This is a genomic window from Sphingomonas sp. Ell38C01, assembly GCF_055231975.1.
This window is the reverse complement of record NZ_JBUYVA010000001.1, coordinates 2,197,301-2,212,318: the sequence shown is the minus strand read 5'-3', so window position 1 is coordinate 2,212,318 and position 15,018 is coordinate 2,197,301. Positions and strand designations below refer to the sequence as shown.

Below are 15,018 nucleotides of genomic sequence, written 5' to 3'. Positions count from 1 at the left end.
GGCCGGTCGCTGGTCTAGGGTGGCACCCGTAACGAAAGCTTTCCGAAAGACCCCGAGATTTGACCGACGAGACCCTGCTCGCCGACGCGTCCGACATTACGCCGATCAACATCGTCGACGAGATGAAGACGTCGTACCTCGATTACGCGATGAGCGTGATCGTCGCGCGCGCGCTCCCAGACGTCCGCGACGGACTGAAGCCGGTCCACCGCCGCATCCTGTTCTCCGCGAGCGAGAGCGGGTTCCACTGGAATCGCCCGTACCGGAAGTCCGCGCGCATCGTCGGCGACGTGATCGGTAAATACCACCCGCACGGCGACAGCTCGATCTACGAAGCCCTGGCGCGCATGACCCAGGACTGGGCGATGCGCGTGCCGCTGATCGACGGCCAGGGGAACTTCGGATCGATGGATCCCGATCCCCCCGCCGCGATGCGCTACACCGAGGCGCGGCTGGCGAAGTCCGCGACCGCGCTGCTCGACGATCTCGACAAGGACACGGTCGACTTCCAACCCAATTACGACGGGTCGGAGAACGAGCCGCAGGTGCTGCCCGCGAGGTTCCCCAACCTGCTGGTCAACGGCGCGGGCGGGATCGCGGTCGGCATGGCGACCAACATCCCGCCGCACAATCTGGGCGAGGTGGTCGACGCATGCCTGCTCTATCTCGACCGCAAGGTCGAGGGCGGTGACATGCCGACGACCGAGGAACTGATGGAGATCGTGCCGGGGCCGGACTTCCCGACCGGCGCGATCATCCTCGGTCGCGCTGGCGCGCGTTCCGCCTACGAGACCGGGCGCGGTTCGGTGATCGTCCGTTCGCGCCACATCGTCGAGGAAACGCGCGGTGACCGCCGCTCGATCGTCCTCACCGCGATCCCCTACCAGCAGGGCAAGAACGCGCTGGTCGAGAAGATCGCAGAGGCCGCCAAGGACAAGCGGATCGAGGGCGTCAGCGATATCCGCGACGAATCGAACCGCGAGGGCGTGCGGATCGTCATCGACCTGAAGCGCGACGCGACCCCCGAGGTCGTGCTCAACCAGCTGTGGCGCAACACGCCTGCGCAGGGTTCCTTCCCCGCCAACATGCTCGCGATTCGCGGCGGCCGCCCCGAGCTGCTGGGGCTGCGCGACATCATCGCGGCGTTCATCACCTTCCGCGAGGAGGTCATCACCCGCCGCTCCAAGTTCGAGCTGGCGAAGGCGCGCGACCGGGCGCATCTGTTGCTCGGCCTCGTCGTCGCGGTGACGAACCTCGACGAGGTGGTGAAGATCATCCGCGGCTCGGCCAACGCCACCGCGGCGCGCCACGCGCTGCTGATGCGCGAATGGCCGATCGCGGAGATCGCGGCCTATATCAAGCTGGTCGAGGCAGTCGAGGTCGAGGTGACCGGCGACGTCTATCGCCTGTCGGATCTTCAGGTCCGCGCGATCCTCGACCTGCGCCTCCACCGCCTCACCGCGCTGGGCCGCGACGAGATCGGCGACGAGCTGGCGACGCTGGCCGAATCGATCGGCGAGCTGCTCGCGATCCTCGGCGATCGCGCCAAGCTCTACGCCGTGATGCGCGAGGAGCTGGTCGACGTGCGCGCGCAGTTCGCGACGCCGCGCCGGACCGAGATCACCAACGCCGCCGACGGGATCGACGACGAGGACCTGATCGAGCGCGAGGACATGGTCGTGACGGTGACGATGCAGGGCTATATCAAGCGCACCCCGCTCGACACGTTCCGCGCGCAGGCGCGCGGCGGCAAGGGCCGCAGCGGGATGGCGACCAAGGACGAGGACGTCGTCACCGAGCTGTTCGTGACTTCCACGCACACCCCCGTCCTGTTCTTCTCGAACCACGGCAAGGTGTACCGGATGAAGGTCTGGCGCCTGCCCGAGGGCGCGCCGACGACGCGCGGACGGCCGATGGTCAACCTGCTCCCGCTCGCGGCGGGCGAGACGATCTCGACGGTGCTGCCGCTCCCTGAGGACGAGGCGGAATGGGGCAAGCTCCACGTCATGTTCGCGACCGCACGCGGATCGGTGCGCCGCAACAGCATGGATGCGTTCGCCAACGTGCCGTCGAACGGCAAGATCGCGATGAAGTTCGAAGGCGACGATGCCGACGACCGGCTGATCGGCGTCGCGCTGCTCGACGCGGGCGACGACGTGCTGCTCGCGACGCGCCAGGGCAAGGCGATCCGCTTCGCGGGCGACGAGGTGCGCGAGTTCCAGAGCCGCAACTCCACCGGCGTCCGCGGCGTCACGCTCAAGGGTGACGACGCGGTCATGTCGCTGTCTATCCTCCACCGCGTCGGCGCGACGCCGGAAGAGCGCGAGGAATATCTGAAGTTCGCGCCCTGGAAGGAGCGGGAGGGCGAGCACGCGCTCGACCAGTCGATGTTCGAGATGATGCGCGCGCGCGAGCAGTTCATCCTGACGATCTGCGCCAACGGCTATGGCAAGATGTCGTCGGCCTACGAGTATCGCCGTACCGGACGCGGCGGACAGGGCATCACCAACATCGACAACATCGCGCGCAACGGCCCCGTCGTCGCCAGCTTCCCCGCGACCAAGGCGCAGCAGCTGATGCTCGTCACCGACCAGGCAAAGATGATCCGCATGCCGCTTGGCAGCCTGCGCGTCATCGGGCGCGGATCGGCGGGCCTGCGGCTGTTCAACGTCGCGGAGGGCGAGCATGTCGTCTCCGCCGCGCGGATCGACGAGGAGGAAGCGCCGGAGAACGCCGCCGAGGCGATGGTCGCGGACGATCTGGGCGCCGCCCCGCCCGCCGCTGCGAGCGATACGCTCCACACCGACGATGGTGCGGGCTCGGCCGACATGGGCGATCTGCCCGATGACGAACAAGAGGACGACGCATGAGCGAGCGCCCGCTGGTCGCGTACAAGGTGCTGACCGCCGACGAGATGGCGACGCTGGAGCGCGACGCCACCTTCACCGGCGCACCCGTCGATCTGGCGGACGGCTACATCCACCTGTCGACCGCGGCGCAGCTCGACGAGACGGTCGCGAAGCATTTCGCGGGGCAGTCAGAGCTGTTCGTCGCCGCGGTCGATCTCGACGCGCAGGGGGACACGCTCAAATGGGAGGAGTCGCGCGGCGGCCAGCTCTTTCCGCACATCTACGGGCGGCTGATGCTCGATACCGTGCTTTCCTACGGCCCGCTGGAGCGCGATCTCGACGGCCGGGTGAAACTGCCGATCGCGGGGTAGGCAACTCTTCCTTAACCGCTACTCGGACCGGGCAAAACGACCCGAACGGCAAAGCCGTATCCCGGCGAAGGCCGGGGTCCAGACCGACTGAAAATTATGCGCGGCAGCGCACTCGCCGCTTTGCCCCGAGACTGGACCCCGGCCTGCGCCGCGGTACGGGAGTGGCTGGGTCGGTATCCATCAGATCGAACAGCTTTCCCGTTCGTGCTGAGCGACGTCGAAACACGATCCCAATGCAGGCCCTTCGACTTCGCCCAGGGGGAACGGATGAACGTATCCAAACCTGAACGAGATCGACGCGCCCGCTCTCAAGCCGCCCGGAACATCTCCGGCGGCAGCGCCATGATCGCTTCCGCGCCGCCCTCGATCTTGCGGCGCAGCGCGCCCGCCTCGGGCATCACCCGCTCGGCGAAGAACCGCGCGGTCACCAGCTTGGCGTCGAGGAACGCCGCCCCGAACTGGTCGGAGCCCTCGCCCGCCGCCTTCAGCCCCGTCGCCGCGACTGCCATGCGCAGCCACATCAGGCCGACCGCGACGATCCCGGTCAGGTGCATGTAGCTTACCGCGCCCGCGCCGACATTGTTCGGGTCCTTCATCCCGTTCGCCATGAACCACATCGTCGCGGTCTGGAGCTCACCCAGCGCCTTCTCCAGCGCGTCCGCCAGCGCCGGGTGATCGCCCTTCGCCGCCGCGCATTCCTCGGACACCACCTTGAAGAACAGCTGGATCGCGCGACCGCCGCCCTGCGCCAGCTTGCGCCCGACGAGATCCATCGCCTGCACGCCGTTGGTGCCCTCGTAGATCATCGCGATCCGCGCATCGCGGACATACTGCTCCATCCCCCATTCGGCGATGTAGCCGTGCCCGCCATAGACCTGCTGCGCGTTCGTCGCGATCTCGTAACCCTTGTCGGTGCCCACACCCTTGATGACCGGGGTGAGCAGCCCGATCAGGTCGGCGGCGGTCTGCTTCTCCTCGTCGGTCGCGGCATTGTGCTCCAGATCGACCTGGAGCGCACCCCAAAGGCATAGCGCCCGCAGACCCTCGGTCCACGCCTTGCCCTCCATCAGCATACGGCGGACGTCGGGGTGGACGAACAGCGTGTCGGCCTTCTCCTCGGGCTCGGCCGGCCCGGTCAGCGCGCGCCCCTGCCGGCGATCGCCCGCATAATGCACCGCATTCTGATAGGCGGTCTCGGCGACCCCCAACCCCTGAAGCCCGACGCCGAGCCGCGCGGCGTTCATCATGATGAACATCGCCGCGAGCCCCTTCATCTCCTCGCCGACCAGCCAGCCCGTCGCGCCGTCATAGTTCATGACGCAGGTCGCGTTGCCGTGGATCCCCATCTTGTGCTCGATCGATCCGCACGACACCGCGTTGCGCGCGCCCAGCGTCCCGTCCTCGTTCACCATCACCTTCGGCACCACGAACAGCGAGATGCCCTTCGAGCTCTCCGGCGCGCCCGGCGTCTTGGCGAGGACGAGGTGGATGATGTTGTCGGTCAGGTCGTGCTCGCCCGCCGAGATGAAGATCTTGGTGCCGGTGATGCTGTAGCTGCCGTCCGCCTGCGGCTCGGCGCGGGTACGGATCAGTCCCAGGTCGGTGCCGCACTGCGGCTCCGTCAGGTTCATCGTGCCGCCCCATTCGCCGGACACCATCTTCGGCAGATACTTCGCCTGCTGCTCGGGGCTGCCCTTTACGACCAGCGCGGCGATCGCGCCGTGCGCGAGGCCCGGATACATCGCGAACGCCATGTTGGCGGAGATCATATATTCCTGGAATGCGGTCGACACGACGTGCGGCATCCCCTGCCCGCCGAACGCCTCGGGCGCGCTGAGCGTGCCCCAGCCCGATTCGACGAACCTGGCATAGGCTTCCTTGAATCCCGTGGGCGTCGTCACGCTGCCGTCGGCGTGGCGCGTACAACCCTCCTGGTCGCCCGACAGGTTCAGCGGGAACAGCACGTCTGCCACGAACCGGCCGCCCTCCTCTAGCACCGCGTCGACGGTGTCGGGCGTGGCCGCCGCGAACCCGTCGACATTGGCATAGCGATCTAGCCCGACGACATGCTCCAGAACGAAGCGGGTATCGCGGACGGGTGGCGTGTATTGCGGCATGGGTCAGGCGTCCTTGGGCATGTCTTTGAGGATCGGGGCGGCCTCGACCAGCCCGACGAAGTCGATGAGTTCGGCGATCGCTGCGTCGATGTCGCGCTTCTGCGATTCGAGCGTGGCGATTCGCGCGCGGCATTTGTCGATCGTCACCGTGCGCTGGGTGTTGCGGCCGTCGCCCAGGTCGTAGAGGTCGATCATCTCGCGGATCTCGCCCAGCGAGAAGCCCACGCGCTTGCCGCGCAGGATCCACGCCAGCCGCGCGCGATCGCGCTGCGAATAGATGCGTTGCGTCCCCCGCCGTTCGGGCGAGATCAGTCCCTCGTCCTCATAGAAGCGCAACGCGCGCGCGGTGACGTCGAACTCGGTGGACAGATCGGAGATCGAGAACTGCTCGCGATCGGGACGCGGCTCGATCGTGGCATAGGCGGCGACCTTGGACATGGCAGCATGGCTACCTTGCCCTTACGTCAACGTCAAGCGGCGTCATGGTCGGCAGGGCTGCGTCCGGTCGGGCGCGCGCATCGCCGCGGCCTCGGCGATCGACGCGCTCAGCCGCTCCGCCGACAACGCGGCAAGCGAGGCGCGGCCGCTGCACAGCCGATCGCAGACCGCCGGAACCGTGGCGGGAAACACCAGCCGCCCGTCCGCGACCGTCGCGGTGATCGCGCATCCCTCGCCGAACGCGATCGCCAGCGTCGACCGCCCGGTCGCAGTGCCGCGCGCGACGCAACCCTGCCCCGGGCCATAATCGATCGTCGCGCCCACGCGATAGCCGCGCTCAATCGGCACGACGCATGCGCGGTCGGTGTCCGATGTGTACACCCCGGTCGGCTCGATCGTCGCCGGATCCTCGACCAGCCCGGCGTCGCGCGCCGCGCGCTCCAGCGTCGCACCCGCCCGTACCGGCGTTGCCGTCTGCTCGCCCCGTTCCCCGCACGCGCCGAGCAGCAGGATCGCGAGCGCGAACCGTCTCAATCCACACGCTCCAGCCCGGTGTCGGTCACGCGGCGATAGAAGCACGATTTCGCGCCGGTGTGGCACGCCGGGCCCGCCGCATCGACGATCAGCCACAGCGCATCCTGATCGCAATCGACACGGATCTCGCGAATGCGCAGCACGTTGCCCGACGTCTCGCCCTTCTTCCACAACCTCGCCCGGCTACGTGACCAGAAGGTCGCCTCGCCCGTCGCGCGCGTCGTCGCCAGCGCGTCGGCGTTCATGTGCGCGACCATCAGCAACGCGCCGTCCGCATCGCTGACGACCGCGGTGACGAGCCCGGCGGCGTCGTAGCGGGGGGACAGGTCGAGGCCGGTTTCGCGGGGGTCAGGCATGCCGCTGGATGTAGCAACCTCACCCCAACCCGTCACCCGGCGAAAATACTCGTCACCCCAGTGAAAGCTGGGGTCGCCCGGATCGAAGCGATGCCAGCTTTCGCTGGCATGACGGTATCCACTACGATGCGACGACCCGATCCACGAAGACCCGCGACAAATCGATGACACACCTCTATAGGCGCGCCTGTCGAGCGAGGCCGTCGAGCAAGAGAGTGCGCATCCCATGCTGACCACCAACCCCTTCGAAGACGACACGCTCCGCGAGGAGTGCGGCGTTTTCGGCGTCTCCGGGTCCGAAGGCGCGGCCGCGCTGGTGGCGCTCGGGCTCCACGCGCTTCAGCATCGCGGGCAGGAAGCTGCCGGCATCACGACGTGGGACGGCCACGCCTTCCACACCCACCGCGCGATGGGGCATGTCGCGGGCAATTTCGACAGCGACGCCGTCATCCGCGCACTGCCGGGCGAGGTCGCGTGCGGCCATGTCCGCTACTCGACCTCGGGCGAGACCGCGCTGCGCAACGTCCAGCCGCTCTATGCCGAGCTCCAGTCGGGCGGGTTCGCGATCGCGCACAACGGCAACATCTCCAACGCGATCCGGCTGCGACGCGAGCTGGTGCGCCGCGGCTCGATCTTCCAGTCGACCAGCGATACCGAGACGATCATCCATCTCGTCGCGACCTCGAACTACCGCACCCTGCTAGACCGTTTCATAGACGCGCTGAAGCAGATCGAGGGTGCCTACTCGCTCGTCGTGATGACGCCGGAGGGCATGATCGCGTGCCGCGATCCGCTCGGTATCCGCCCGCTCGTCATGGGCAAGCTCGACGGCGCGGTGATCTTCGCGTCGGAGACGGTCGCGCTCGACGTGTGCGGCGCGGAGTTCGTCCGCGCGGTCGAGCCCGGCGAACTGGTGATCGTGCAGGGCGCCGAGATCCGCTCGATCAAGCCGTTCGCGCCGATGGCGCCGCGGCCTTGCATCTTCGAATGGGTCTATTTCTCGCGTCCCGATTCGATCGTCGAGGATCATTCGGTCTATTCGGTGCGCAAGGCGATCGGCGCGCAGCTGGCGATCGAATCGCCGGTCGAGGCCGATCTGGTCATCCCGGTCCCCGATTCGGGCGTGCCCGCGGCGATCGGCTATGCACAGGAAAGCGGCATCCCGTTCGAACTGGGGATCATCCGCTCACACTATGTCGGCCGCACCTTCATCTCGCCGGGCGACAAGGTCCGCCACTTGGGCGTCAAGCTCAAGCACAACGCCAACCGCGCGCTCATCAAGGGCAAGCGCGTCGTCCTGATCGACGATTCGATCGTGCGCGGCACCACCAGCCTCAAGATCGTACAGATGATGCGCGAGGCGGGCGCGGCGGAAGTCCACATGCGGATCGCCTCGCCGCCGACCCGCCACAGCTGCTTCTACGGCGTCGACACGCCGGAGCGCGCCAAGCTGCTCGCGGCCAAGCTCGATCTGGGCGGGATGACCGACTTCATCCATGCCGACAGCCTGTCGTTCGTTTCGATCGACGGCCTGTACAAGGCGCTGGGCGAGGCCAAGCGCGCCGACATCCGCCCCAAATATTGCGACGCCTGCTTCACCGGCGACTACCCCACTTCGCTGACCGATCATGACGAGACGGCGGACGTCGATCAGTTCGCGATGCTCGCGGAACGCGTGATCTGAACCCGATCGTCATGCCGGACTTGTTCCGGCATCCACCGTGCGGCAAGAGCCGCGGCCGATGCCAATGCGGGGCCGTGGACCCCGGAACCAGTCCGGGGTGACGAACGTGAGCAAGCCGCTTCAGAACAAACTCGCGCTCGTCACGGGCGCCAGCCGCGGGATCGGCGCCGCCACCGCGATCGCGCTTGCCGCGCAGGGCGCACACGTCGTCATCACCGCACGGACCGCCAAGGCGCTCGAGGCGGTCGAGGAGACGATCCACGCCGCGGGCGGCTCCGCGACGATCGCGCCGCTCGACCTGACCGAAACCGATTCGATCGCGCGCCTCGCGACCGCGATCGGCGAGCGGTGGCAGGCGCTCGACGTCCTCGTCCTCAACGCCGGGATGCTCGGTTCGCTCGCCGCGGTCCCCGCGATCGACATGAAGGAACTCGCGCAGGTCCTGACCCTCAACGTCAGCGCGCAGGCCGCGCTGATCGGCGCGTTCGATCCGATGCTGCGCCGCTCGGCCGGCGCACGCGTGATCGGCGTCACCTCCTCGGTCGGGCGCAAGCCCCGCGCCTTCTGGGGCGCGTACGGCGCGTCGAAGGCCGCGTTCGAGACGCTCGTCCACGCTTATGGCGACGAGATGGAGCAGATCAGCACGGTTCGCACCGCGATCGTCGATCCCGGCGCGACCCGCACCGCGATGCGCGCCCGCGCCTATCCGGGCGAGGATCCCGCCTCGGTCAAGCCGCCCGAGACCGTCGCCGCCCGCATCGTGGCGCTCGCGATCGACGGGTTCGAACCGGGCCATTTCGAGCGGGTGGACGTCTGAGCGTCATCCCGGCGAAAGCTGGGGTGTTTGCTGGCAGGCGCAGCTTTCCCCCGTCCGCTTGTTTCGAGCGAAGTCGAGAAACGAACGGGCGTCTTACCGCTTCACCAGCGTCACCTGCGCCACGTCGATCCCACCCCCGCGGAACCCGCCCTCGCAATACATCAGGTAGAAGCGCCACAGGTCCACGAACCGCGCATCGAATCGCGCGGGCAGTCGCCCCTCGCGCGCCGCTGCCTCGAACGCATCGCGCCAGCGTGCGAGCGTCTCGGCATAATCGAGCCCGAACCCCTCGCGATCGCGCCACTCCAGCCCGTTCGCCTCCGCGATCGCGCGGAACCGCGACTCCGACAGCAGCATCCCGCCCGGAAACACATGCCGCTGGATGAAATCGACGTTGCGCGCGTAGGAGTCGAAGATCGAATCGTCGATCGCGATATACTGGATCGCCGCCCGCCCGCCGGGCTTCAGCACCCGCGCGATCGTCGCCAGATAGTCGGGCCAGTAGCGCTCGCCGACCGCCTCGACCATCTCGATGCTTGCCACCGCGTCATAGGTGCCGGTCACGTCGCGATAGTCGGTCAGCGACACCTGCGCGTCGGGTACGCGCGCTGCGACGAAGCGCAGCTGCTCTTCGGACAGCGTGATCGCGTGGACCTCGCGCCCCACCGCCGCTGCAGCCTCCGCGAACGATCCCCATCCGCATCCGATCTCGAGGATCGCGTCCCCCGCCACCGTGTTCGTCCGCGCCAGCACTCGGTCGAGCTTGCGCCCCTGCGCGCGCGCCAGCGGCTCGTCATAGGCGGCGAACATCGCGCTCGAATAGGTCAGCGTCGGGTCGAGCCACTCGCCGTAGAAGTCGTTGCCCAGATCGTAATGCGCCGCGATGTTGCGCCGCGCGCCCTTGCGGTCGTTGCGGCGCAGCGCGTGCGCCACCCGCGCGGCGGCGCGCGCCCAGCGCTTGGCGCGCGCGACGTCGCCCAGCGTGCGGGCGTTGCGCATGAACAGGTCGAAGATCGGCACCGGATCGGGGCTCGTCCAGTCGCCGTCCGCCCATGCCGCATACCAGCCGACCGAGCCCGCGGTCACGAGCCGCCGCAGCGCGCGCCAGCGCACCAGCGTGACGATCGCCAGCGGCCCCTCCCCACGCCCGCCGATCAGCCGCCGCGTCCCATCGGGCAACCGCGCCTCGATCGCGCCCGCCGCCAGCCCGGCGTCGATTCGGTCGAGCAGCCGATGCCACATCGGTGCGGTCAGCCGTGCTAGCCGCGCGGGTTTCGTCGGGTCGATCGCGGCCATCCGGTTCATCGCGAGCGCCCATGCACGCCCGCGCGCCGCAGGGAAAGGCCCCTCAGCGCGCCTTCGCTCCCGCCGCCAGCGCGCGCTCGCGTGCTTCGCGGTGCGCGATGATCTTGCGCGGATACGCATCGGGCCGGCACCCGGCCTCCTCGGGGTCGTGGATCGCGTCGCCGCGCACCCCCGCGAGCTCGGGCACCCAGCGCCGGATATAGTCCCCCGCATCGAACTTCTCGGACTGGACCAGCGGCGCCATGATCCGCCCGAACATGTTCGAATCGATGCCCGTTCCCGCCACCCATTGCCAGTTCACCGCGTTGTTCCCGTAATCCGCATCCACCAGCGTATCCCAGAACCAGCGCTCGCCCTCGCGCCAGTCGATCAGCAGATGCTTGATGAGGAACGAGGCGGTTATCATCCGCACCCGGTTGTGCATCCATCCGGTCGCCCAGAGCTGGCGCATCCCGGCATCGACGATGGGATAGCCCGTCCGACCCTGCCGCCATGCCGCCAGATCCTTTGCGGACCGCCGCCACGGCAGCGCATCGAACTTTTCGCGCCCGTTGCGCTTCGCATAATCGGGCATCTCGCGGATCACGCCACTGGTGAAGTCCCGCCACGCCAGTTCCTTGCGGAAGGTGACGTGACTCGCGCTCCGCCCTGGCAGCGCATGCCAGACCGTCCGCGCGCTGATCTCGCCGAAATGGAGATGCGGCGACAACCGCGACGATCCCTCGATCGACGGCATGTTGCTATCGACGTCATAGTCCGCGACGTGATCCGCGAACGCGTCGAGCGCCTCGCGTGCCCCTTCCTCCCCGGGCGCCCACTCGTCGAATCCCTTCGACCAGTCGGGCTTCGTCGGCAGCAGGTCCCACGACGCCAGCGTCTCGCTCTTCGGCCAGCGCGCCGGCGCGTCGATCATCCGCGGCATCGCGACGGGCTCCTCCGGCGGCATCTGCTGCGACAGCGCCTTCCAGAACCCCGAATAGATCTTGAACGGCGTCCCCGCCCCCGTCGTCACGCTCTCGGGCGGCGCGAGATGGTTGCCGTCATGCAGGCACAGCGCCTCGCCCAGCGCGTCCTCGGCCTTGCGCCACCACGGCTCGTAATGCCGCAGCGCGTGGATCAGCGAAGCGCCCGTCTCCTCCATCAGCGCCCGCAACGTCCCGACCGCATCGCCCCGCCGCAGGATCAGCCGGCTGCCCTTCGCCGCCAGCGCCTCGCCGAACGCCGCGAGCGTGTGATTCAGCCACCAGCGTTGCGCCCCGCTGATCCGCCAGTCCCCCGGCGCGTCGTCGTCGAGGATATAGACCGGAATCACCGGCCCCTCATGCGCGGCGGCGACGAGCGCCGGCTGGTCGCGAAGGCGGAGATCCTGGCGGAGCCAGAGGAGTACGGGATCGGTCATCGAAGCGTGAAGCGACGGCCCGCCGACAGGTTCCGGCGCGGCGGCCGAAATCGCCGTGGGATCACGCCTCGCGCGGCTGCTTGTCGACCATCCACGTCTGCCCCTTGGCCAGCAGCTTGCGCAAATCCGCCGACTTGCCTGCCGCGACCGCGCGGTTCTGTTCCACCACCGCGCTCTCGAACGTCGGCGCGGGATCCTCGTAGATCACCCCCAGCGCCATCGGGAACGCGCCGAACGGCATCTCCACCAGCAGATGCGCGATCGCGCGGTTGGCCTTGTCGTGGATCAGCACGCCCGAAACGTCCCCGTCGACGACATCGACCACCGTCAGCCCCAGCGTCTCGCGATCGAGCGCGACGCCCTTCGTCCCGCCCGCGAACACCAGCGGCGCGCCGTGCGTCACCCACATCTGGTTCGCGCTCGCATTCACCTTGTCGGTGAACGGCGCGAACACGTCGTCGTTATAGACGATACAGTTCTGGAAGATCTCGACGAAGCTCGCGCCGCGATGCGCATGCGCCGCCTTCAGCACGTCGACCAGGTTCTTGTGCACGTCGATCCCCCGCGCCACGAACCGCGCCCCCGCCCCCAACGCGAACGCACAGGGATTGGCAGGCCGGTCGACCGAGCCGAACGGGGTCGACGGACTGGTGGTGCCCACGCGCGAGGTCGGCGAATATTGCCCCTTGGTCAGCCCGTAGATCTCGTTGTTGAACAGCAGGAACTGGCAGTCGAGGTTCCGCCGCAGCAGGTGCATCGTATGATTGCCCCCGATCGACAGCGCGTCGCCGTCCCCGGTTATGATCCATACGTCCAGCTCGGGATTGGCCAGCTTCACCCCCGTCGCCACCGCGGGCGCGCGCCCATGGATCGTGTGGAAGCCGTACGTCTCCATATAATAGGGAAAGCGCGACGAGCAGCCGATCCCGCTGACGAATACCGTATTCTCCGCGCGCGCGCCGATCTCGGGCATCGTCCGCTGCACCGCCTTGAGGATCGCATAGTCGCCGCACCCGGGGCACCAGCGCACCTCTTGGTCGGTTTCCCAGTCCTTGGGCTTGGTCGTGATCTCGTTCATCGCTTCGACTTTCCGTCATCCCGGCGAAGGCCGGGATCCACCGCGCAGCGTGCGACAGTGGATGAGTGGACCCCGACCGTCGCCGGGGCGACGACTAGGGATTCGCCGCCTCGATACTCGGCAGCTGCGTGTCGCTCGCGGGCACCTCGCCGCCCTCGTTCCCCGGCACGCCGTCGAAATACGCCGCGATCGCCGCCTCGATCTCGCTGATCCGGAACGGCTGCCCCGACACCTTGTTGAGCGGTCGCGCGTCGACGAGATACTGGTCGCGCAACACCGTCTTCAGTTGGCCCGTGTTCATCTCGGGCACGAGGATATTGTCGTAACCCTTCAGCAAAGCGCCCAGATTGGCCGGCAGCGGCCAGATGTGGCGGATATGGACATGCGCGACGTCCAGCCCACGCCGCCTCGCGCGCCGCACCGCCTGATGGATCGGCCCGAACGTCGATCCCCAGCCGACGACGACCAGCCGCCCGGAGGCCTCTCCCAGCTCCACCGTCTGGTCGGGCACCGCGATGCCGCTCACCTTGTCCGCCCGCGCGTCGGTCATCGCCTGATGATTGGCGGGCGAGTAATCGATGTTGCCCGTCCCCTGCGCCTTCTCGATCCCGCCGATCCGGTGGAGCAGCCCCGGCGTCCCCGGCTTCACCCACGGCCGCGCGCCGTTTGCGTCGCGCGCATAGGGCAGGAACCCGCCCTCGGGCACCTCCTTCAGGAACCGCACCGGGAACGGCGCCAGCGTGTCGGGATCGGGCACCTTCCACGGCTCGGCCGCATTGGCGATATAGCCGTCGGTCAGCAGCATCACCGGCGTCATGTACTGCGTCGCGATCCGCACCGCCTCGATCGCGACCTCGAAACAATCCGCCGCGGAGCGCGCTGCGATCACCGGCATCGGCGCATCGCCGTTGCGGCCATAGACCGCCTGGTACAGGTCCGACTGCTCGGTCTTGGTCGGCAGGCCCGTCGACGGCCCGCCGCGCTGCGAGTTGACGACCACCAGCGGCAGCTCGGTCATGATCGCCAAGCCCATCGCCTCGCCCTTCAGCGCGATGCCCGGCCCCGACGACGAGGTCACGCCAAGCTGCCCCGCGTACGACGCGCCGATCGCGCTGGCGATCGCGGCGATCTCGTCCTCCGCCTGGAAGGTCGTGACGCCGAATTCCTTCAACCGGCTCAGATGGTGCAGGATCGCCGACGCGGGCGTGATCGGATAGCCGCCGAAGAACATCGGCACGCCGGCCAATTGCGTGCCCGCAACGAGGCCGAGGCTGATCGCCTCCGCCCCCGTCACCGTCCGGTACAAGCCCGGCTCGGCGGGCGCGGCGGCCACCGAATGCTGCTTCATCGGCCCCGCCAGCTCGGCCGTCTCGCCATAGGCATGCCCCGCGTTGAGCGCGGCGATGTTCGCCTCCGCCAACGTCGGCGCCTTGGCGAATTTCGCCTTGAGCCAGTCGACCAGCGGCTGGCGATCGCGATCGAACATCCAGAGCGCGAGGCCCAGCGTCCACATGTTCTTGCAGCGCAGCGCCTCCTTCTTGCCCAGCCCGAACGGCTTCACCGCGTCGAGCGTCAGCTGCGAGATGTCGAACGCCAGCACCTGCCATTTCGCGAGGCTGTCGTCGGCCAGCGGATTGGCGGCGTACTTCGCCTTGTCGAGGTTGCGTTGCGTGAACTCGCCCGCGTCCGCGATCACCAGCCCGCCGGGCATCAGCGCGTCGATATTGGTCTTGAGCGCGGCAGGATTCATCGCGACGAGTACGTCGAGCATGTCACCCGCGGTTTCGATGGCGGTCGATCCGAAGTTGATCTGGAACGCGCTGACCCCGAACAGCGTGCCGAGCGGCGCGCGGATCTCTGCGGGGAAATCGGGGAAGGTGGCCAGGTCGTTGCCCGCCAGCGCGGTGGAGAGCGTGAACTGCCCCCCGGTCAGCTGCATGCCGTCGCCCGAATCGCCCGCGAACCGGACGACGACGGACTCGCCCGGTACATCGGCCGACGGGGTGTCGGACGCCGCGGCGGGCGTCACCTCATGGACTGCGGTCGCCATTCACGCTCCTAAAGCATGTC

At 68.2% G+C, this 15,018-nt stretch carries 12 protein-coding genes; 4 read left to right on the top strand and 8 right to left on the bottom strand.

The features are described from left to right. Positions 1 to 59: 59 nt before the first annotated feature. On the top strand, positions 60 to 2,870 hold the full coding sequence (gene gyrA / locus ACV7NO_RS10435; protein WP_463405935.1) for a DNA gyrase subunit A: 2,811 nt from the start codon (positions 60 to 62) through the stop codon (positions 2,868 to 2,870). After that, positions 2,867 to 3,220: a DUF952 domain-containing protein gene (locus tag ACV7NO_RS10430; protein WP_463405934.1), complete on the top strand. Its 354-nt coding sequence runs from the start codon at positions 2,867 to 2,869 to the stop codon at positions 3,218 to 3,220. The genes gyrA and ACV7NO_RS10430 overlap by 4 nt, the downstream gene beginning before the upstream one ends. Before the next feature lie 308 nt (positions 3,221 to 3,528). Here the strand turns inward: ACV7NO_RS10430 and ACV7NO_RS10425 are convergent, their stop codons facing one another. The 4 genes from ACV7NO_RS10425 to hisI are packed head-to-tail and all read right to left on the bottom strand — an operon-like array spanning position 3,529 to position 6,665. Beyond that, positions 3,529 to 5,337: an acyl-CoA dehydrogenase C-terminal domain-containing protein gene (locus ACV7NO_RS10425; protein ID WP_463405933.1), complete on the bottom strand. Its 1,809-nt coding sequence runs from the start codon at positions 5,335 to 5,337 to the stop codon at positions 3,529 to 3,531. A 3-nt stretch (positions 5,338 to 5,340) separates the two neighbouring features. After that, the gene (locus tag ACV7NO_RS10420) at positions 5,341 to 5,775 is read right to left on the bottom strand and encodes a MerR family transcriptional regulator (protein WP_463405932.1); all 435 of its coding nucleotides are present in this window, start codon (positions 5,773 to 5,775) and stop codon (positions 5,341 to 5,343) included. A gap of 42 nt (positions 5,776 to 5,817) precedes the next feature. Continuing rightward, the gene (locus ACV7NO_RS10415; RefSeq protein ID WP_463405931.1) at positions 5,818 to 6,309 is read right to left on the bottom strand and encodes a hypothetical protein; all 492 of its coding nucleotides are present in this window, start codon (positions 6,307 to 6,309) and stop codon (positions 5,818 to 5,820) included. Then, a complete protein-coding gene (hisI, locus tag ACV7NO_RS10410; RefSeq protein ID WP_463405930.1) occupies positions 6,306 to 6,665 on the bottom strand; it encodes a phosphoribosyl-AMP cyclohydrolase in 360 nt (119 codons plus the stop codon). The genes ACV7NO_RS10415 and hisI overlap by 4 nt, the downstream gene beginning before the upstream one ends. A 226-nt stretch (positions 6,666 to 6,891) precedes the next feature. Between hisI and purF the strand changes: the two genes are divergently transcribed. Then, positions 6,892 to 8,349, top strand: a complete 1,458-nt coding sequence (gene purF / locus ACV7NO_RS10405) for an amidophosphoribosyltransferase (protein WP_463405929.1) — start codon at positions 6,892 to 6,894, stop codon at positions 8,347 to 8,349. A gap of 106 nt (positions 8,350 to 8,455) precedes the next feature. After that, complete coding sequence (locus ACV7NO_RS10400) at positions 8,456 to 9,166, top strand: SDR family NAD(P)-dependent oxidoreductase (protein WP_463405928.1); 711 nt, start codon at positions 8,456 to 8,458, stop codon at positions 9,164 to 9,166. A gap of 93 nt (positions 9,167 to 9,259) precedes the next feature. On the opposite strand, the gene ACV7NO_RS10395 is transcribed toward ACV7NO_RS10400, so the two are convergent. The 4 genes from ACV7NO_RS10395 to ACV7NO_RS10380 form a co-directional block, all read right to left on the bottom strand. After that, the gene (locus tag ACV7NO_RS10395; protein ID WP_463407316.1) at positions 9,260 to 10,462 is read right to left on the bottom strand and encodes a class I SAM-dependent methyltransferase; all 1,203 of its coding nucleotides are present in this window, start codon (positions 10,460 to 10,462) and stop codon (positions 9,260 to 9,262) included. A 52-nt stretch (positions 10,463 to 10,514) separates the two neighbouring features. After that, positions 10,515 to 11,870 (bottom strand): cryptochrome/photolyase family protein, encoded by a 1,356-nt coding sequence (locus ACV7NO_RS10390; protein ID WP_463405927.1) that lies wholly within the window; start codon positions 11,868 to 11,870, stop codon positions 10,515 to 10,517. Between the two features lie 61 nt (positions 11,871 to 11,931). Continuing rightward, the gene (locus ACV7NO_RS10385; RefSeq protein ID WP_463405926.1) at positions 11,932 to 12,948 is read right to left on the bottom strand and encodes a 2-oxoacid:ferredoxin oxidoreductase subunit beta; all 1,017 of its coding nucleotides are present in this window, start codon (positions 12,946 to 12,948) and stop codon (positions 11,932 to 11,934) included. A 94-nt stretch (positions 12,949 to 13,042) separates the two neighbouring features. Continuing rightward, entirely contained in the window at positions 13,043 to 14,998 is a 1,956-nt protein-coding gene (locus ACV7NO_RS10380) for a 2-oxoacid:acceptor oxidoreductase subunit alpha (protein WP_463405925.1), read from the bottom strand. Positions 14,999 to 15,018 lie beyond the last annotated feature (20 nt).

Excerpts from the sequence above, each read along its gene's own strand:
- ACV7NO_RS10430 (WP_463405934.1), top strand. The coding sequence starts at position 2,867 with ATGAGCGAGCGCCCGCTGGTCGCGTACAAGGTGCTGACCGCCGACGAG.
- ACV7NO_RS10425 (WP_463405933.1), bottom strand. The coding sequence starts at position 5,337 with ATGCCGCAATACACGCCACCCGTCCGCGATACCCGCTTCGTTCTGGAG.
- ACV7NO_RS10420 (WP_463405932.1), bottom strand. The coding sequence starts at position 5,775 with ATGTCCAAGGTCGCCGCCTATGCCACGATCGAGCCGCGTCCCGATCGC.
- hisI (WP_463405930.1), bottom strand. The coding sequence starts at position 6,665 with ATGCCTGACCCCCGCGAAACCGGCCTCGACCTGTCCCCCCGCTACGAC.
- purF (WP_463405929.1), top strand. The coding sequence starts at position 6,892 with ATGCTGACCACCAACCCCTTCGAAGACGACACGCTCCGCGAGGAGTGC.
- ACV7NO_RS10395 (WP_463407316.1), bottom strand. The coding sequence starts at position 10,462 with ATGGCCGCGATCGACCCGACGAAACCCGCGCGGCTAGCACGGCTGACC.
- ACV7NO_RS10390 (WP_463405927.1), bottom strand. The coding sequence starts at position 11,870 with ATGACCGATCCCGTACTCCTCTGGCTCCGCCAGGATCTCCGCCTTCGC.
- ACV7NO_RS10385 (WP_463405926.1), bottom strand. The coding sequence starts at position 12,948 with ATGAACGAGATCACGACCAAGCCCAAGGACTGGGAAACCGACCAAGAG.
- ACV7NO_RS10380 (WP_463405925.1), bottom strand. The coding sequence starts at position 14,998 with ATGGCGACCGCAGTCCATGAGGTGACGCCCGCCGCGGCGTCCGACACC.